This window comes from Devosia sp. Soil_C_22 (assembly GCF_057657195.1).
Genome location: NZ_JBDGIY010000001.1, coordinates 2,242,697 through 2,260,941, shown reverse-complemented (window position 1 = coordinate 2,260,941; position 18,245 = coordinate 2,242,697). Strand labels below are relative to the sequence as shown.

Sequence of the window (18,245 nt, the reverse complement as noted above, 5' to 3'; positions counted from 1 at the left end):
TGACTCCGCGCCTGAGGCGCATGCCTTAAGGAAGTCCCGTGCGTTGGAACTCAGCCCAGCCGGTAAGGTCGGCGGAGGCCTCATCTTCGGTTGCCTCGCCCGGATCGGCCTTCCTGGCCTGCAGGCGGCGTTGCCTTGCCTTCCATGCCGACCGTTGCCGTCTCTCGGCGGCGGCTTCCGCATCCTGCTCGCGCCACTCGACGACCAGGTCACGGTTGAGCGCGTCCTCGACAAACTCGGGGTCGAACACATGGAACGTGATAGTGCCGCGCCCACGCAGCTTCACCGTTCTCGTGCCGGCACTTGGCAGCCGGCCGTCCTCGAGCCACCGGCGCCGCTCGGTCGAAGAGATTCCAAGAATGTCTTCGATCTCACGCGGGATCACCGGTCGGCTTTCGATGCCCACCAGCGCCCTGGAGACGATCGCCGAGGCGGCGGCAAACTCATCCTCCGCCCCCCTCGGCATACTGAGGGTGAGTTCGCCGGCCTTCACCGTGAGCAACTTTCTGGCCGCCACCGGAAGCTGGGATCGGACCTGCATGTACAGGCCCTTGGAGCGAACCGACGAGCCTAGCCTCGCGGCATGGGGCAAGGTCCAGCTGCTGGTCAGATGGGAGGAGTCGTTCGTCCTTGACGTCATGCGGGATCAGGTAGGCGTTTCCTCCCACCGTCGCAACCACACCGCTATCCCGGCTGAGCCCGCGCCGTCGCCATCTGGCCAGATTTCGGAATGCGTTCCGAAGCCCGGCGGCATCTTCTCGGGGCCGGCGCAACAGCAGCAGGCAGGCTCTTGCCCAACCTATTGTCTTCGCCTATGAACCGCGCTCGTTGAGGCCACGTGGCGGAGTGGTTACGCAGCGGATTGCAAATCCGTGTATACCGGTTCGATTCCGGTCGTGGCCTCCATCCTTCCTCTTCCTTATGCCGTCCAGGCGACCGTTCTTGAAGCGGTCGCGGCGGGGCGCTATCACCTCGCCACATATTTCCAGCCAAAGGATCGCCCGATGGTCGACTACGCCGCCGCCCGCCTGAAAATGGTCGACAACCAGCTGCGCACCAGCGCGGTGAACGATCACCGCGTGCTGGCGGCGATCGGGGAGGTGCCGCGCGAGCGCTTCGTGCCGGCGGACCGGCAGGCGCTGGCCTATGCCGATGTAGCCCATGCGCTCGGTGGCGACAGGTATCTGGGGCCGGCCGCGCCGTTCGCCCGGCTCGTACAGCTGGCCGAGATCAAGCAGGCCGACCACATTCTCGACGTCGGCGCGGGCACCGGCTACAGCACTGCCGTGCTGGCGCGGCTGGGCGCGGCGGTCACGGGGCTCGAATCCGACCCGGCGCTGGCGCAGCAGGCGAAGGTCAATCTCGAGGGTTTGGACAATGCCGGCGTCATCGTCGGGCCGCTGGATGGCAGCAGCCTGTCGCAAAGCTACGACGTCATTGTCATCGAGGGCGCCGTCGACGCCGAACCGACGCAGTTTTTCAGCCGTCTCAACGAGGGTGGTCGCCTCGTGGCACTGGTGCGCAGCCAGGGGCCGGCGGTCGCCATGATCTATGTGCGGGGCGGCGACGATGTGACGGCGCGCAGCGAGTTCAACACCTCGCTGCCACCGCTGGCGCGGCCGGAACGGATGGAAACCTTCACATTCTGAAGGCCTCCGGTGGCCGGGCATGTTACTGACCAGATGGCCGGCAGTGTTGCCCGTCCGTCACGTGCCTGCACTTTTCCAAGGTTAAATGTTTGCAAGCCTTGAGTTGCTATGTTGTGCGTCCCATGTGGTCGACGTAACCTTGCGGGCGCGTCAGAGAGGTCGAATATGCGTTATCTGGGGGCAGTGCGGGCGGGCGCCCTTGCCGTAATTCTTGGCCTGTTGTCATCGACAGCCAATGCGGAGAGCCTGCGTTCGGCGCTCGAGAGCGCCTATCAGAACAATCCGGACATCATGTCCGCCTTGCTTGCGGTAAAGGCCAGCGCCGAGAACATCGCGCTCGCCAAATCGGGCAAGCTGCCGACCATCGGGGCCTCGGCCAGCGTCGGCGGGTCGTGGGACCTGCCGCAGGGCGGCGACTTCACCACCGGCTTCAGCCAGTCGCTGGGCATCAGCTACAACCAGACGCTGTTCGACAATTTCAAGACCGAGGCTGATATCGAGCAGGCCCGGGCCGGCGTCGAGGTATCGAAATACGCGTTGCGCAACGCCGAGCAGAACGTGCTGCTCTCGGTGGTGCAGGCCTATTTCGCGGTGATCCGCGACACCCAGCTGGTGCAGCTGCGGGCCGATAACATGGCCTTCTTCGACGCGCAGGTGAGCTCGGCTGAAGATCGGCTGCGGCTGGGCGAAGGCACGCGCATCGACGTATCGCAGGCCAAGGCCCGCCAGGCCGCGGCGGTTTCGTCCTATCGTTCGGCTGTCGCCTCGCTGCAGACCAGCCAGGCGAGCTATGAACGCTGGGTCGGGCACAAGCCATCGGGCCTGAGCTCGGATTTCAACTTCGGCAAGATGCTGCCGACCTCGATCGACAGTGCCATCGGCTCGGCCGAGGAGCGCCATCCAGCACTGCTCTCCGCCCGCGCCGCCATCCGCGTCGCGCAGGCCGGTTCCGATGCCGCCGCGGCCGCCTTTGGCCCGACGCTCGGGCTCGTCGCCAGCATCGATGCGACGCAGGGTTGGAGCAGCGCGGATCCGCCGCAGGGCGGTTCGAGCAGCAACCTCGGCGGTTCGGCGCGGCTGTCGCTGTCCATCCCGATCTATTCGGGCGGGGCGATGAGCGCGAACCTCCGCAAGGCCAATATCAGCCAGATCCAGACCGAGGTCGATGCGCTGTCGGCGCGCGACCAGATCCGCGAGGCGGTGATCTCGGCGTGGTCGACGCTGCAGAATGCTTCGGCGCAGATCGAATCGGCGAACGCAGCGGTGGCATCCAACCAGCTGGTGGTCGAAGGCACGATCCAGGAGCGCGATGTCGGGCAGAAGACCACGCTCGACGTGCTCAATGCCCAGGCCGAACTGACCACGGCGCGCGAGGCGCTGATCTCGGCGCGTTCGACCCGCATGATCGCGGCGTTCTCGCTGATGTCGTCGGCCGGCAAGCTCAGCCCGGAATATCTGGGCCTCAATGTCGCGGTCCATTCGGCGGACGGCTATATTTCCAGCGTCGAAGACGTCTGGCTCGAAATGCGGGCGCTCGACGAGGGCCGCTAGCCGCTTCCGTCGCAAGCGGATCAGGTTTCGACAGGGCCGCTGTGCACTTGCACGGCGGCCCTGTCGTTTCCGGGCTGTCGATCAGGTCAAGACCCGACCTTGCCGTATTCCCCCGGAAATCGCTGGGGAAGACGCAAGCGGTAGTGTGCCGCCGATTCACAAACCGCGACCGCTTGCACTAGATTGACAAGTAACGATTCGGATCGACGCCCGAGTCTCCTCGGAATGTGCGGCCGCGTATCGGCGGGTAATGTGAGGCAGTTATGAATAAGCCGGCGCCCAAAGAGCCCTCCATGGACGAGATCCTGTCCTCGATCCGGCAGATCATCGCCGACGACGATGCGGGCGCTGCGGTCAAGAAGGCGCCGACCCTGATGCCGGCGCCGACGCCGGCCCGCAGCTTCGTGCCGCAGGCCGTTCCGCCGACGCCTGAACTGGAGGAGGCCGAGCCGCTGGCGCTGTCGCCGGAGCAGATCCTCCGCGAGACAGCGGTCGAGGATGGGGCGCGTCCGGGGCTCAGTTATTCCGAGCTGCTGGGCGGCGCCGACACGTCCGGCGATTTCGAGGCTACCATGGTCGACCCCGAGGATATTGCGTTCGAGAGCGACGAGGACGACGAGCCCGCTCCAACGCCGGCGCCTGCTCCGGTGTTCACGCCGCCGCGCCCCGCGATGGAGCGGCCGGCGCCGCGTCCGGTTGCGGCTGCAGCGCCGCTGCCCGATCCGCAGCTCACTGCCGATCTCGCCGAGGAACTGCTCGAGCCGACCACGCAATCGGCGGTGAAGAGCACGTTTGCGCGGCTGTCGAGCATGCAGACGGTGGGCTCGGGCGTGACCATCGAGGAGATGATGCGCGAGATGTTGCGGCCGATGCTCAAGGATTGGCTGGACGAGAACCTGCCGACCATTGTCGAGCGCATGGTCGAGCGCGAGATCGCCCGGGTGTCGCGCGGCGGCAAGTAACGCGGACTTGGCGGACGCCGACGGCGCCACCATATGCGTCGGTGTTGACTTTCAGCACCCGCCTTTCCTAAGACCCTAGCCACCGAATTTCGTGGCCCGCCCGGCAGCAATGCATCGCGGCGGGCTTTGCGCCGTTGGAAACCACCTATGCTCGAGAAGACCTACGAACCGGCCGCCGTCGAGGCCCGCATCTATGCTGAGTGGCAGGAGGCCGGGGCCTTCAAGGCCGGGGCAGGGGCAAAGCCGGGGGCCGAGACCTTCTCGATCGTCATTCCGCCGCCCAACGTCACCGGCTCGCTGCATATCGGGCACGCGCTCAACAACACCATTCAGGATATCCTCATCCGCTTCGAGCGCATGCGCGGCAAGGACGTGTTGTGGCAGCCGGGCACCGACCATGCCGGCATCGCGACGCAGATGATCGTCGAGCGCCAGCTGATGGAGCGCCAGCAGCCGGGCCGGCGCGAGATGGGCCGCGAGAAATTCCTCGAACGCGTGTGGGAGTGGAAGGCGGAGTCGGGCGGCACAATCCTGAATCAGCTCAAGCGCTTGGGCGCATCGGCTGATTGGTCGCGTGAACGTTTCACCATGGACGAGGGCCTCTCCGAGGCGGTGCGAAAAGTGTTCGTCGGGCTCTACGAGAAGGGCCTGATCTACCGGGCCAAGCGGCTGGTGAACTGGCACCCGGGGCTCGAGACGGCAATCTCGGATCTCGAGGTCGAGAATATCGAGACCAACGGCAAGATGTGGCACCTGCGCTACCCGATCGAGGGGAGCGAGGAGACCATCACGGTCGCCACCACGCGGCCCGAGACGATGCTCGGCGACGTGGCGGTGGCGGTGCATCCCGAGGACGAGCGCTACCGGCACCTGATCGGCAAGTTCGTGATCCTACCGATCGTGGGACGGCGCATTCCGATCGTGGGCGATGAATATGCCGATCCGGAGCTGGGCTCGGGCGCGGTGAAGATCACGCCGGCGCATGACTTCAACGATTTCGAGGTCGGGCAGCGCCATGGGCTGAAGCCGATCAACATCTTCACCTCGACGGCGAAGCTGAACAGCTCGGTGCCGGAGGCCTATCGCGGGCTCGACCGGTTCGAGGCGCGCGACAGGATTGTTGCCGAGCTGGAAGAGTCGGGCGTGCTCGTCTGGGTCGAAGACAAGAAGATCATGGTCCCCTACGATGAGAAGTCGAAGCAGATCGTGATCGAGCCGTTCCTCACCGACCAGTGGTTCGTGAAGGCCGATATTCTGGCTGAGCCGGCGCTGGCCTCGGTGAAGGAGGGCCGGACCAAGTTCGTGCCCAAGCAGTACGAGAACACCTATTATGCCTGGATGGAGAACATCAAACCCTGGTGCATCTCGCGCCAGCTTTGGTGGGGTCACCAGATTCCGGCCTGGTATGGGCCGCGGCTCAATACCGATCCGGACTTCTCCAACCGCGAGGCCGGGCCGAAATGCTTCGTGGCCGACAGCGAGGCCGAGGCGATCAAGCTGGCGCAGGCCTATTATGGCAGCCGCAAGATCGAGGTGCATAGCGGCGGGCTGAACTCGCCCGAGTTCGCCAAGGACATGTCGGCGTTCGATACGACGCAGCGCGACCGGCTGAACCCGACGACCTGGTCGATGCGCAAGGCGCGCGACCCGTTCGCAGAGCTGAGCGATAGCAAGGTGCCGCTGCATCGCGACGAAGACGTGCTCGACACCTGGTTCTCGTCGGCGCTGTGGCCGTTCTCGACCATGGGCTGGCCGAACCAGACGCCGGAACTGGCCAAGTATTACCCGACCGACGTGCTGGTCACCGGCTTCGACATCATCTTCTTCTGGGTCGCGCGGATGATGATGATGGGGCTGGAGTTCACCGGCACCGAACCCTTCCACACGGTCTACATGCACGCCCTCGTCCGTGACGAGAAGGGCGCCAAGATGAGCAAGACCAAGGGCAACGTGATCGACCCGCTGAACCTCGTCGACGAGTATGGGGCGGATGCGACGCGCTTCACGCTGGCCGCCATGGCGGCGCAGGGGCGCGACATGCGGCTCGCGATCAGCCGCGTCGAGGGCTACCGCAACTTCGTCACCAAGCTGTGGAACGCGGCGCGCTTCCTCGAGATGAATGGCTGCGTGCGAGTCGAGGCCTACGATCCCAAGGCCAACACGCTGGCGCTCAACCGCTGGATCATCGCCTCGACGGCGCGCGCGGCCGCCAATGTGACGGCGGCGATCTCCGACTACCGCTTCAACGAAGCCGCCAACGTTGCCTACGACTATGTCTGGGGCACGTTCTGCGACTGGTATATCGAACTGGCGAAGCCCGTGTTCACCGAGGGCAGCGAGGCCGACAAGGCGGAGACGCAGGCGACCGCGGCCTTCGTGCTCGACCAGATCCTGAAGCTGCTGCACCCATTCATGCCGTTCGTGACCGAGGAGCTGTGGGCCGAGACCGGCAAGACCGGGCCGGCGCGCGAGAAGCTGCTGATCATCTCGGAATGGCCGGAACTGGCCGGGCTCGAGGACGAGCAGGCGCAGGCCGAGCTCGACTGGCTGGTGGCGCTGATCTCGGGCATCCGTTCGGTGCGTCAGGAAATGAACGTGCCGGCCGGCGCCAAGATCAAGCTGCTGGTGGTCGAGGCAGGGGAGGAGACGGGCACGCGCGTCGAGGCGCATCTCAATTCGCTGACTCGGCTCGCCCGGCTCGAGAGCGTCGACTACACCTCGGACGTGCCGCGCGACTCGGCGCAGATCATCCTTGGCGAGGCGACCTTCGTTCTGCCGCTTGCGGGTGTCATCGATCTGGATGCGGAACGCGCTAGGCTGAAGCGCGAGATCGCCAAGGAAACGGTCGAGATCGACAAGATCGACAAGAAGCTGGGCAATGAGCAGTTCCTGGCCAAGGCCGCCGAAGAGGTGGTCGAGGAGCAGCGCACGCGCCGGGCCGAGGCGGTCGAGCGGATCAAGCGGCTGGAAGAGGCGCTCGCGCGCTTGAGCTAGACTTCCTAGTTGTCGCGCTTTCGAACCGGAAAAGTCTGCAACTTTTCCTGAAAACGCTCAGAGGAGCCCTCCATGGGCGAAACGCTACCGGCCAGCAACCAGCGTCCGCCCGTGAAGGACTGGATGACCATCGTCCAGTTCGACGGCAAGGGCGGCGTGCGCAAGCTGGAAGAAACCGAGGAAGCCGATTTCGTCACCCCGCCCAAGGGCTTTGCGCTGATCTCGGGCAACTCGCGGGCGCCCGAGTTCAAGGTGTGGTTGAAAAAGGAGCTCGGCGATTTCAACGCCGACCTCATCACCGTGCCGTCGACGCGCAGCCGATGCACGATCCTCGACGATCGCGCGCTGATCGTGCTGCGGGTGGCGCGGCCGAGCGCCGATCCAGAGGATGTCGGCCGGCAACTGCTGAGCCTGTGGCTCGAGAAGGGCCGGGTGATCATCGCGTCGGAGCTCAACATCGTCGAGTTCCTGGGCATCACGCAGTGGCAGCAGACGCACCACGCGCCGCTGACGCCGGCGGACCTCGTGGCGCGTCTGGCGCTGCGGGCGGCGGACCGCATCGAGCCGCTGACCGAACGGTTGGGCGACCAGCTCGATACGGTCGAAGAGAACGTGATGGCCGACCGCACGCATGACGCGCGGGCCCGGCTGGCGCACCTCAGGCGCACGCTGATCAACATGCGCCGGCTGATCTGGCCGCAGCGCGACGTGCTGACGACGCTCGAAATCGAGGACCTGAGCTTCTTCACGGCGCGCGACCGGGTGCGCCTGCGCGAGGCGGCGGCGCGGACGGCGCGGCTCGGCGACGAGATGCAGACGCTGTCGGAACGCGCCGTGCTGGTGCACGAACAGCTGCTCGACACCCGCGCCGAAGAGATGAACCGCAATATGCTGGTGCTGGCGGCGGCGACCGTGGTGTTCATGCCGCTGACGGTGATCAGCGGGCTGCTCGGCATGAATGTCGAGGGCATCCCGTTCCACGACAGCCCGGCCGCGTTCTGGGTGGTGACGGGCGGCCTCGCGGTGCTGGGCGCCGCGATCTACCTGTTCATGCGCAAGCGGAAGTGGATGTAGGCGGGGCATCAATGCCCGTCATCCGGTCGACTTGCGAAGCCACTGGGTGGGCGACAAACTCAGTACAGATATCTATCCCCTCACCCCCAAACCCATGCGAGTCTCCCCCTCGTTCGCTGCACCAAAAGCGAGATCATGACGAGTGGTTGGTGTGGTGGAGATTGGGTGGGTCGGTAGTCGTGCCGGTCCAGGCCTAAAGCACGTCGGCACGATCCGGTTCGCCGGGGACGCCGCTAACAACGCGGGGGACTTGGCGGATGCACGCCCGGTCTCAGGCTGCAACTGCCCGCATCGGGCGGGGGGTGAAGGTTGGTGAGCGCGGAATCCGGCAGCCAGCTCAGCTTCGGGCAGTTCGCGATGCGGCACGGGATGCGCCCGGGCCCACGTGCCATAAGCCCAAAACCCCGATCGGCCGGCGAGGCGTGAGCCTCAATTACATTGCGGACTAACCGCGAGGGCAAACGCCTCCCCGGCACGTCGCTTCGCTCTTTGACATCCTCCGGGGGGCCAGTGGCCGCCGGATGCATCTGTGCGCCTATGGGCACCTGGCGATCTCACTCCACCGGCCGTCATCCCGGCGCACGCCGGGACCCACTGCTCAGTTCGTCGATCCAGACCCACACCGCGCCGGTCCATCCCGGCAAGGTCGGCACCATCAGTGCGCGGGCTAGCTCCGCGCACTGGGTCCCGGCGTGCGCCGGATGACGATCGAGTTTGAGGCATGGTTATCTCCACCCCGCTTGCGGCGGCTGGGTAGCATCGAAGCAATAGCCTCGACTCTTCACCCCATCATGGGGGCGGTAGGGGAGCGGCCGTCCGCCTCAGCGACGCACCAACTCCCCGCCGCTCCCCGAATTCTGAACCGCAAGTGAATCCCTCGTGACGTTTTTGCAACAGCAAGTTTGATTCCCGTTTGCCGCTCCCGGCGATCAACGATTTGCTGAGGATGCCCGCCACAATGTGACCCTAAAAGAAGCGGAGGACGAAGCAGGGGACGGGCTGCGAGGATGGACGGGCACTGCACGGTGTCCGGACCGAACCATTCGTGCGCTTCCCGCCCTTGTAGCCTGCCCGACCGGGGCACATAAACGGCGCCATTTCATTGGCACCGGACAACCGGAGCGGACAGGCAGGACAGGGAAATGGCATCCAACTACGTCGACAAGTCGAAACTACCGTCGCGGCATGTGACCGAGGGCCCGGAGCGCGCACCGCACCGGTCGTACCTCTATGCGATGGGGCTGACGAGCGAGCAGATTCACCAGCCGCTGATCGGCGTGGCGACGGCGTGGAACGAGGCAGCTCCCTGCAACATCTCGCTGCAGCGCCAGGCGCAGGCAGTGAAGAAGGGCGTTGCCGCCAACCACGGCACGCCGCGCGAATTCACCACCATCACGGTGACCGACGGCATCGCCATGGGCCATGCCGGCATGAAGTCGTCGCTCGCTTCGCGCGACGTGATCGCCGATTCGGTCGAGCTCACGATGCGCGGCCACTCCTATGACGCGCTGGTCGCGATGGCCGGCTGCGACAAGTCGCTGCCGGGCATGATGATGGCGATGATCCGCCTCAACGTGCCGTCGATCTTCATCTATGGCGGGTCGATCCTGCCGGGCCGCTTCCGCGGCCGCGACGTGGTGGTGCAGGACCTGTTCGAGGCCGTCGGTCTCCACTCGGTCGGCAAGATGGACGACGAGACGCTCGACGAGCTCGAGCGCGTCGCCTGCCCGTCGGCCGGTTCGTGCGGCGGCCAGTACACCGCCAACACCATGGCCATGGTGGCGGAAGCCATCGGCCTCGCGCTACCCTATAGCTGCGGCGCTCCGGCACCCTATGAAATCCGCGATGCGCTGTGCGCCAAGGCGGGCGAGCAGGTGATGGAGCTGCTGAAGATGCAGCTGCGTCCGCGCCAGATCGTCACCCGCGAAGCCTTCGAGAATGCCGCGATGACCGTGGCCGCTACCGGCGGCTCGACCAACGCAGCGCTGCACCTGCCGGCCATGGCGCACGAGGCGGGCATCGACTTCGACCTGTTCGACGTCGGCGAGATCTTCAAGCGCACCCCGTATATCGGCGACCTGAAGCCGGGCGGGAAATATGTGGCCAAGGACCTGTTCGAGGCCGGCGGCATTCCGCTGGTGATGAAGGCCCTGCTCGAGGGCGGGTACCTGCATGGCGACGTGATGACCGTCACGGGCAAGACCGTGGCCGAGAACCTCGAGAAGGTGAAGTTCAATACCGAGCAGGACGTGATCCGTCCGACCTCCAATCCGATCACCGCCACTGGCGGCGTGGTGTCGCTGCGCGGCAACCTCGCGCCCGATGGCGCCATCGTGAAGGTGGCGGGGCTCAAGAATCAGCGCTTCGTTGGTCCGGCCCGCGTGTTCGACCGTGAGGAAGAGTGCTTCGAGTGCGTCGACAAGCGCCTCTACAAGGAAGGCGATGTGCTCGTCATCCGCTACGAGGGCCCCAAGGGCGGCCCCGGCATGCGCGAAATGCTGTCCACGACCGCGGCCCTCTACGGCCAGGGCATGGGCGACAAGGTGGCACTGATCACCGACGGCCGGTTCTCCGGCGCGACGCGCGGCTTCTGCATCGGCCATGTCGGCCCGGAAGCGGCGATCGGCGGTCCGATCGCGCTGATCCAGGACGGCGATATCATCACGCTCGATGCCGTGACCGGCGAAATCTCGGTCAATGTCAGCGAGGAAGAGTTTGCCCGGCGCAAGACCTCGTGGGTCCCGCGCGACCATGAGTATGGCTCGGGCGCCATCTGGAAGTATGCCCAACTGGTGGGGCCGGCACGCTATGGCGCGCTGACCAACCCGGGTGCCAAGGGCGAGAAGGAGCAGTATGCGGACATCTAGGGCAGGAGCCCTTGTTTCCGTTGCATTTTGGGCTGCGCTCGCGATTGCGGGCGTAGCCACCCCGGCCGCCGCGCAGGTGAGCGGCGTGCTGCCTTCGCTGCCGGCAACGCCAGAAACGGCGGCCGACGCGGCATTGGCGATGGCCAACAAGCTCGATGGCGCCGGTGGCGGCATTTCGAGCGACGACCTGATCGCGGCGCTCGAGGATGCGGCGCTGGCCGGCCAGCCGATGGCGCTCTATCAGCTCGGCCTGATGTACGAGGCGGGCGAGGGCGTCGACAAGGATCCGGTCAAGGCCTTCGGCTATTTCAGCCAGATTGCCGACGAGCATGCCGACACCGCGCCCAAGGGCGTCGAAGCCGACATCGTGGCGCAGAGCTTCCTCAAGGTCGGCGAGTATTACCGCACCGGGCTGCCGGAAGCGGGCATCCCCAAGAACGAAGCCTATTCGAACAAGCTGATCCTGCATGCCGCGTCCTATTTCGGCGATGCGGACGCGCAGTTCAAAGTCGGCGAACTCTATCTCAGCGACGACGAGCTGGGCGACAACCCGCTGCAGAGCGCGCGCTGGCTGAACCTCGCGGCCCGCAAGGGCCATGCCGGGGCACAGGCCAAGCTCGGCGACATACTGTTCAACGGCGAGGGGCTCGAAGCCGACCCGATCGAGGGGCTGATGTGGCTGACGATCGCCTCGCGCCGTGCCGCCGGCACGATCGACCAGGGCTGGATCGACGACCTGCTCAACAACGCGATGTCGATCGCCACGCCCGAGCAGCGCCAGCAGGCGGTGCAGCAGGCGGATACGCTGGGCTCGCGTTTCGGCGGGCTGTGACGCTCACAAGCTGATCCCGGGCACGGAGTCATTCCCGCGAAAGCGGGAACCTCCGTTTGCCGGGGGTGCGGCAAGAAAACTGAGGTCCCCGCTTTCGCGGGAATGAGCCGGTGGGTGGGCGAGAGCGTGGCTGGCGCAGCCCGGTACCCTAACAGCAGCGTTCAGACCCAATTCAGCCGGGGTGTGGCAACCAATGGACAACAGACCCGTTGGACCAGTGCCATGCGTATTCCGATCATTCTCGCGCTTATCGTCGTCATCACGCTGCCCAAGGACGTTCATGGGCTGGTGGATGATGTTTCGGCTCAGGTCCGCACCGCCAGTGTCGTGGTGACGAAGTTCTTCGATCGCCGCGACGAGCCGGTGCAGGTGGCGGCGCTGTCCAAGGGGCATGCCGACACGCAGAAGGGGCTGTCGCAGAATCTGCGGTAGTCGCGTTGTGCGGTGTGCTCGGCGCACCACCCCTCCGAGCTTCGCTAGTTCGCTTGCGCTCACAAGCTGCGATTGCCTCCCCCATCAAGGGGGAGGTGTGGCCGGTACGTGCCCAATACGCGATTGTCATCCCTGCGAAAGCAGGGATCCATTTCGCGGCCCGCGCCGGTGGCTAGTTGGATCCCTGCTTTCGCAGGGATGACATCTGGTGGGAGGGCGTGGTCGAGGCCAGTACCCCAAGCGGATGACCGGCAAGCGAACAGCTAGAAGTTGAAATCGCCTTCGACGGGGACGTGGTCGCTGGGCTTTTCCCAGCCGCGGACCTCGCGGTGGATGATGACGTCGTTGAGGCGGTCGGCTGCTTGCGGCGAGAGCAGCAGGTGGTCGATGCGGATGCCGTCGTCGCGGTCCCAGCCGAAGGTCTTGAAATCCCAGAAGGTGTAGAGCGGCTCGTCGGTGACGGCGCGTAGCGCGTCGGTCATGCCGAGGTTGAGCAAGGCGCGCCAGCGCTGGGCGCTTTCGGGGCGGAACAGGGCGTCGCCGACCCACTGCTTGGGGTTCTTGGCGTCGATGGCGGCGGGAATGATGTTGTAGTCGCCAAGCAGGATGAAGGGCTCTTCGAGCTTCAGCCGCTCCTCGACGAATGTGTGAAGCCGGTCCATCCAGCTGAGCTTGTAGGGGAATTTGTCGGTGCCGACCGGGTTGCCGTTGGGCAGGTAGATGCAGCAGACGCGGACCACGCCGCCCTCGACCGAGAACACGCCCTCGATGAGGCGCGACTGCTCGTCGCCGTCATCGCCGGGGAGGCCGCGGGTGACTTCGTCGAAGCGGTGCTTGGAGAGGATCGCGACGCCGTTCCAGCTCTTCTGGCCGAAGGTCTCGACATTGTAGCCGAGGCCCTCGATTTCCATGCGCGGGAAATCCTCGTCCACGATCTTGATTTCCTGCAGGCAGACAATGTCGGGCGAGGCTTCTTCGAGCCACTTGAGCAGCGCGCTGTGGCGCGCCTTGACGCCGTTGATGTTCCAGGTGGCGATGCGCATGGGTCGACTCCGTTTGAGCCGACCCTAGTAGAGTTTGGCGCTCAATTGAACTGCTCCGGGATATCAGAGCGAAGCGTAGACTGCGTCGCGGATGTCCTCGCGGAATGGGCCGTTGCAGCCTTCGGGTGCGGTGTTGGTGAGGACGGCGATCGATAGCTTGTTGGTGCGGTCGATGATCCAGTTGTGGCCCCAGGCGCCGCCCCAGTCGAGCGTGCCGACGGGGCAGGGGCTGCGGGCCGCGCTGGGGTCCTCGATCATGGCGCCGAGGATGGTGAAGCGCTTGCCGGCATCGGATTCGCGGCGCGGGAGGGTGCCGATCTGGTTGATGAAGGCTTCGGCAGTGGTTTCGGGCTTGAGGAACGTGCCGCCGTTGTAAACCTCGAGCATCTTCATCACGTCATCGGCAGTGCCGCACGAGCCGCCGCCGCCGGACTGCGGTGCATCGGCGCGCAGGATGCGATCGACCTCCCAGCCCGTGCCGCGGTGGTCGTCCATGGTGATGCGGGCTGGCGGGACAATGGAGGGGTTGGGCAGGTCGCCATTGAAGTAGTTGGCGGAAAGGCGGGTGGCGTCGGTGGGGGTGAAGCGCCAGTCGACCATGCCGAGCGGACCGGCGGCGTACTTGTTCACCGCCGCCTCCAGTGTCGAGTTGTTGATGGCGGCGATGACGCCGCCGACGACGTCTATGCTGGTGCCATAGGCCCAACCGGTGCCGGGCGCGAAGAGTAGAGGCGCCGTGGCGAGGCGGCGCAGGTTCTCCTCGAGCGGGATGTAGGGGCCGGACATGCCGGGCGCCACGTTCTTCGGCGTCGTTTCGTAGGAGAGGCCGGAACTATGCGCGAGCAATTGCCGGATGGTGATCGGCCGCACGACGCCATCGGGGCTCGGCGGCGTGAAGTAGGGCAAGTATTTGGTGACAGGGTCGTCGAGCTTGAGAAGGCCGGCCTCCATCATCTTGAGGGCGGCGGTGGCGACGATGGGCTTGGTGACCGAGGCGAGGCGGAAGATGGCGTCGCGTTCGAGCTTTCGCCCGGACTCGCGGTCGGCAAGACCGGCCGTGCGCGCGTAGATCTCCTTGCCGTCGCGGTTCACCAGCACGACGCAGCCCACGATGCGGCTGACCAGCGCGGCGCCGATCGCCGCATCCACATTCGACTGCAAGCTCATGAAATCCTCCCAGATTTTGGTAGGACGCTAAGGTCCGCGATTGCCACGGACAAGTCGCCGAAAGGCAAAAGCGTCAGGCGACGGCGAAGCTGGTGCCGCAGCCACAACCGGCGACGGCGTTGGGGTTCTTGATCTGGAAGCTCTGGCCGATGAGATCGTCGACATAGTCGATCTCGGCGCCGCCGAGGAATTCGAGGCTGAGCGAGTCGATCAGCACCGTGGCGTTGCCGTTCTGAAGGACGAGGTCGTCCGCGGCCGGCTGTTCCTGGACGAGGTTGTACTCGTACTGGAAGCCCGAGCAGCCGCCGCCGGCGACGGCGATGCGCAGCACGGTGCCTTCGCCCTGTTTACTCAGGATGCGGCCAATCCGCTTGGCGGCGCGGTCTGTCAAAATGACATTGTTCGGTGCTAGAGCAACTTCCGACATCGTATACCTCTCGGCTGCCGGAGCCGGCAGCGATGAGTAACAATCTAATATCGTCGAGCGACGATGAAAAGGGTTCAGCGCATAATGGCTGAGCATGCCGCCTATGCTTCCTTCCCACATCAGAGCCGGGGGCGGCTCTACGATCCCGGTTCGAGCCCGACGCGCTCGGAGTTTCAGCGCGACCGCGATCGCATCATCCACTCAACCGCGTTCCGGCGCCTGCAGTACAAGACGCAGGTGTTTCTGCACCACGAAGGGCAGCATTATCGCACGCGGCTGACCCATACGCTGGAAGTGAGCCAGATGGCGCGCTCGGTGGCGCGGTCGCTGGGGCTGGACGAGGACCTGACCGAGGCGGTGGCGCTGGCGCATGACCTGGGGCACACGCCGTTCGGGCATGCGGGCGAGCGGGTGCTGGACCAAAAGCTCACGCAGTGGGGCGGGTTCGACCACAACATGCAGGCGATCCGCGTGGTGACGCGGCTCGAGAACCGCTATGCCGAGCATGACGGGCTGAACCTCAGCTGGGAGGCGCTGGAGGGCATTCTCAAGCACAACGGGCCGCTGATCGATCGCGATGGTGGGCCGTATCGGGCGGACAAGCCGGTGCCGCAGGGGCTCGCCGAGATTCCGGCGAGCGCCGACCTGATGGCGTGGAGCCACGCGAGCCTCGAGGCGCAGTCGGCGGCGATTGCGGATGATGTGGCGTACAACTCGCACGACATCGACGATGCGCTGCGGGCCGGGCTGGTGAAGCTGCCGGACCTGGTCGAGGTGCCGCTGGTCGGGCCGCTGGCGCGCGAGGTGCTGACGCGCTGGCCGGATATCGAGCGCAGCCGGCAGGCGCATGAGCTGCAGCGGCGGCTGATCACGGTGCAGATCGAGGACGTGATTGCCGAAAGCACGCGGCGGATCGCCGAGGTTGACCCGCAATCGGCGGACGAGGTGCGGTTCGCCGGGCGGACGCTGATCGGGTACTCGTCGGCGATGGCGGTGGCCGAGAAGGCGCTGAAGGAGTTCCTGTACCAGCGGGTCTATCGCAGCGACGAGGTGATGGGGCCGGTGCGGCGCAGCGAGACGGTGGTAGCGGAGCTGTTCGACCACTACATGGCGACTGCCGACATGCCGGGACGGTGGGGCGAGGCGGCGCGGGGCGCGGCCGATCGCGGGGTGCGGGCAGGGATCGTGGCCGACTTCATCGCCGGGATGACCGATCCTTACGCCGAAGAGCAGCATGCCCGGCTGTTTGACGGAGTCCAACAGTTAGGGTAGGGCCTCCCAACCCCGCCACGGGGTCATTCCCGCGAAAGCGGGAATCTCCGTTTTCGGGCCTATCCCTGCCACCGCAAACAGAGGTTCCCGCTTTCGCGGGAATGACCCGGTGGGTTTGGCTATCCAAGTGAGCACAACATGAACGTCTTCGCGCTGTTCGACACCCGCGTCGCCGACGCACTCAAGGCCCTCTATCCTTCGATCACCGAGGATGTGCTGGCCCGAGCTGCGGTGGAGCCGCCGCGAGATGCGGGGCATGGCGACCTGTCGAGCAATGCCGCGATGGTGGTTGCAAAGCCGCTGGGCAAGAACCCGCGCGAGGTGGCGACGGCGCTGGCCAAGCATTTCAAGGACGATCCAGACGTGTTGTCAGTCGAGGTCGCTGGGCCCGGCTTCCTCAATTTCCGGCTGGCGACGCCGGTGTGGCACAAGGTGCTCGCCTCGGTGGCGGCGCAGGGCGAGGCGTTCGGCAAGTCCGATATCGGCAAGGGCGAGCGGGTGAATGTCGAGTATGTCTCGGCCAACCCGACCGGGCCGATGCATGTGGGCCATACGCGCGGTGCGGTGTTCGGCGACGCGCTGGCCTCGCTGATGGCGTATTCGGGCTATGACGTGACGCGCGAATACTACATCAACGATGCGGGCAGCCAGATCGAGACGCTCGCCCGCTCGACCCTGCTGCGATACCGCGAGGCGCTGGGCGAGACGATCGAGATCCCGCCGGGGTTCTATCCGGGCGACTACCTGATCCCGGTGGGGCAGGCGCTGAAGGCGGAGTTCGGCACCTCGCTGCTGGATAAGCCTGAGGCCGAGGCGCTGGCGCTGGTGAAGGACCGGGTGCTGGCGGCGATGATGGACCTCGTGCGCGCCGACCTGGCCCGGCTCAACGTGCATCACGACGTGTTCTTCTCGGAACGGCAGCTGCACGGGCAGGGCGGCGATATCGACGCGACGCTCGAGTGGCTGCGCTCGCAGGACATGGTCTACCAGGGCCGGCTCGAGCCGCCCAAGGGCAAGACGCCGGAGGACTGGGAAGACCGCGAGCAGACGCTGTTCCGGGCCACCAATTACGGTGACGATGTCGACCGGGCGCTGGTCAAATCGGATGGCAGCTACACCTATTTCGCCGCGGACATTGCCTACCACCGCAACAAGTACCTGCGCGGCTTCACCCACATGGTCAATGTGCTGGGCGCCGACCACTCGGGCTATGTGAAGCGTCTGCAGGCGGCAGTGAAGGCCGTGTCGCATGGCGAGGCCGATATCGACGTGCGCATCTGCCAGCTGGTGCGGCTCCTGAAGAACGGCGAGCCGTTCAAGATGAGCAAGCGGTCGGGCGACCTAGTGCTGCTTTCCGACGTCGTCGAGGAAGTCGGCTCGGACGCGACGCGGTTCATGCTGCTCTATCGCCGGAACGACGCCGCGATGGACTTCGATTTCGCCGTGGTGAAGGAGCAGACCCGGGACAACCCGGTGTTCTACGTGCAGTACGCGCACGCCAGGACATACTCGGTGTTCCGCAAGGTAGCCGAGGAGATGCCGCAGCTCGACGTGTCGCCGGCGGCGCTGCGCGCGGCGGAGCTGTCGCTGCTGTCGTCGGAGGCCGATCTCGAGCTGGTGAAGGCGCTCGCGCAGTGGCCGCGCATCGTCGCGTCGGCGGCGCATGCGCATGAGCCGCACCGGGTGGCGTTCTACCTGTACGAGCTGGCCAGCGCGTTCCACGGTTTCTGGGCCAAAGGTAACCAGGATGTTGCCTTACGCTTTGTTAACGCCGATGATTCAAAGCTGACGACAGCTCGACTCGCCCTGGTCGCGGCTGTCCGGCAAGTGCTCGTCAATGGCTTGAACTTGCTTGGCGTTTCTGCGCCCGAGGAGCTTTCATAATTCGGGCGTATTAGTTTGTAGAGTGGCCGGCTCTTCGTCCGGGGGTACTTGTACGGACGCCGGGGACCACGAGTACAGGGGCGCTGCTTTC

General features: G+C 65.5%; 14 protein-coding genes and 1 tRNA gene. 11 read left to right on the top strand and 4 right to left on the bottom strand.

What is annotated here, in order from left to right; translation table 11 throughout:
- Window positions 1-25: 25 nt before the first annotated feature.
- On the bottom strand, window positions 26-640 hold the full coding sequence (locus AC3A6I_RS10955) for a hypothetical protein (protein ID WP_487543731.1): 615 nt from the start codon (window positions 638-640) through the stop codon (window positions 26-28).
- A gap of 192 nt (window positions 641-832) precedes the next feature.
- On the opposite strand from AC3A6I_RS10955, the gene AC3A6I_RS10950 reads away from it, so the two are divergent.
- The 9 genes from AC3A6I_RS10950 to AC3A6I_RS10910 all read left to right on the top strand — a co-directional run bounded on the left by AC3A6I_RS10950 (window position 833) and on the right by AC3A6I_RS10910 (window position 12,361).
- Window positions 833-906, top strand: a tRNA-Cys gene (locus tag AC3A6I_RS10950).
- A complete protein-coding gene (locus tag AC3A6I_RS10945) occupies window positions 873-1,649 on the top strand; it encodes a protein-L-isoaspartate O-methyltransferase family protein (protein WP_487543729.1) in 777 nt (258 codons plus the stop codon). Before AC3A6I_RS10950 ends, AC3A6I_RS10945 begins: the two co-directional genes overlap by 34 nt.
- Window positions 1,650-1,814: 165 nt before the next feature.
- Window positions 1,815-3,200 (top strand): TolC family outer membrane protein, encoded by a 1,386-nt coding sequence (locus AC3A6I_RS10940; protein WP_487543728.1) that lies wholly within the window; start codon window positions 1,815-1,817, stop codon window positions 3,198-3,200.
- Between the two features lie 293 nt (window positions 3,201-3,493).
- On the top strand, window positions 3,494-4,162 hold the full coding sequence (locus tag AC3A6I_RS10935; protein ID WP_487543727.1) for a PopZ family protein: 669 nt from the start codon (window positions 3,494-3,496) through the stop codon (window positions 4,160-4,162).
- A 147-nt stretch (window positions 4,163-4,309) separates the two neighbouring features.
- Window positions 4,310-7,156: a valine--tRNA ligase gene (locus tag AC3A6I_RS10930; protein ID WP_487543725.1), complete on the top strand. Its 2,847-nt coding sequence runs from the start codon at window positions 4,310-4,312 to the stop codon at window positions 7,154-7,156.
- A 72-nt stretch (window positions 7,157-7,228) separates the two neighbouring features.
- Window positions 7,229-8,230, top strand: coding sequence for a CorA family divalent cation transporter (locus tag AC3A6I_RS10925; protein WP_487543724.1), 1,002 nt, complete (start codon window positions 7,229-7,231; stop codon window positions 8,228-8,230).
- Window positions 8,231-9,372: 1,142 nt separating this feature from the next.
- Window positions 9,373-11,097 carry a dihydroxy-acid dehydratase gene (gene ilvD, locus AC3A6I_RS10920; RefSeq protein WP_487543723.1) on the top strand — a complete coding sequence of 575 codons (1,725 nt, stop codon included), beginning with the start codon at window positions 9,373-9,375 and terminating at the stop codon, window positions 11,095-11,097.
- 85 nt (window positions 11,098-11,182) lie between these two features.
- Window positions 11,183-11,929: a tetratricopeptide repeat protein gene (locus AC3A6I_RS10915; RefSeq protein WP_487543722.1), complete on the top strand. Its 747-nt coding sequence runs from the start codon at window positions 11,183-11,185 to the stop codon at window positions 11,927-11,929.
- Window positions 11,930-12,151: 222 nt separating this feature from the next.
- Window positions 12,152-12,361, top strand: a complete 210-nt coding sequence (locus AC3A6I_RS10910; RefSeq protein ID WP_487543721.1) for a hypothetical protein — start codon at window positions 12,152-12,154, stop codon at window positions 12,359-12,361.
- A 263-nt stretch (window positions 12,362-12,624) separates the two neighbouring features.
- On the opposite strand, the gene xth is transcribed toward AC3A6I_RS10910, so the two are convergent.
- From xth to AC3A6I_RS10895, 3 genes are all read right to left on the bottom strand, one after another.
- Window positions 12,625-13,404, bottom strand: a complete 780-nt coding sequence (gene xth, locus AC3A6I_RS10905; protein WP_487543720.1) for an exodeoxyribonuclease III — start codon at window positions 13,402-13,404, stop codon at window positions 12,625-12,627.
- Window positions 13,405-13,467: 63 nt separating this feature from the next.
- Complete coding sequence (locus AC3A6I_RS10900) at window positions 13,468-14,571, bottom strand: serine hydrolase domain-containing protein (protein WP_487543719.1); 1,104 nt, start codon at window positions 14,569-14,571, stop codon at window positions 13,468-13,470.
- Window positions 14,572-14,644: 73 nt separating this feature from the next.
- Window positions 14,645-14,998, bottom strand: coding sequence for a HesB/IscA family protein (locus AC3A6I_RS10895; RefSeq protein ID WP_487543718.1), 354 nt, complete (start codon window positions 14,996-14,998; stop codon window positions 14,645-14,647).
- A gap of 84 nt (window positions 14,999-15,082) precedes the next feature.
- On the opposite strand from AC3A6I_RS10895, the gene AC3A6I_RS10890 reads away from it, so the two are divergent.
- Complete coding sequence (locus AC3A6I_RS10890) at window positions 15,083-16,270, top strand: deoxyguanosinetriphosphate triphosphohydrolase (RefSeq protein WP_487543717.1); 1,188 nt, start codon at window positions 15,083-15,085, stop codon at window positions 16,268-16,270.
- Between the two features lie 138 nt (window positions 16,271-16,408).
- Complete coding sequence (gene argS / locus AC3A6I_RS10885; RefSeq protein WP_487543716.1) at window positions 16,409-18,154, top strand: arginine--tRNA ligase; 1,746 nt, start codon at window positions 16,409-16,411, stop codon at window positions 18,152-18,154.
- Window positions 18,155-18,245 lie beyond the last annotated feature (91 nt).

What these genes read in the sequence shown, in the direction of transcription:
- AC3A6I_RS10955 (WP_487543731.1), bottom strand. Translation starts at nt 640, where the DNA reads ATGACGTCAAGGACGAACGACTCCTCCCATCTGACCAGCAGCTGGACC.
- AC3A6I_RS10940 (WP_487543728.1), top strand. Translation starts at nt 1,815, where the DNA reads ATGCGTTATCTGGGGGCAGTGCGGGCGGGCGCCCTTGCCGTAATTCTT.
- AC3A6I_RS10935 (WP_487543727.1), top strand. Translation starts at nt 3,494, where the DNA reads ATGGACGAGATCCTGTCCTCGATCCGGCAGATCATCGCCGACGACGAT.
- AC3A6I_RS10930 (WP_487543725.1), top strand. Translation starts at nt 4,310, where the DNA reads ATGCTCGAGAAGACCTACGAACCGGCCGCCGTCGAGGCCCGCATCTAT.
- AC3A6I_RS10925 (WP_487543724.1), top strand. Translation starts at nt 7,229, where the DNA reads ATGGGCGAAACGCTACCGGCCAGCAACCAGCGTCCGCCCGTGAAGGAC.
- ilvD (WP_487543723.1), top strand. Translation starts at nt 9,373, where the DNA reads ATGGCATCCAACTACGTCGACAAGTCGAAACTACCGTCGCGGCATGTG.
- AC3A6I_RS10910 (WP_487543721.1), top strand. Translation starts at nt 12,152, where the DNA reads ATGCGTATTCCGATCATTCTCGCGCTTATCGTCGTCATCACGCTGCCC.
- xth (WP_487543720.1), bottom strand. Translation starts at nt 13,404, where the DNA reads ATGCGCATCGCCACCTGGAACATCAACGGCGTCAAGGCGCGCCACAGC.
- AC3A6I_RS10900 (WP_487543719.1), bottom strand. Translation starts at nt 14,571, where the DNA reads ATGAGCTTGCAGTCGAATGTGGATGCGGCGATCGGCGCCGCGCTGGTC.
- AC3A6I_RS10895 (WP_487543718.1), bottom strand. Translation starts at nt 14,998, where the DNA reads ATGTCGGAAGTTGCTCTAGCACCGAACAATGTCATTTTGACAGACCGC.
- AC3A6I_RS10890 (WP_487543717.1), top strand. Translation starts at nt 15,083, where the DNA reads ATGGCTGAGCATGCCGCCTATGCTTCCTTCCCACATCAGAGCCGGGGG.
- argS (WP_487543716.1), top strand. Translation starts at nt 16,409, where the DNA reads ATGAACGTCTTCGCGCTGTTCGACACCCGCGTCGCCGACGCACTCAAG.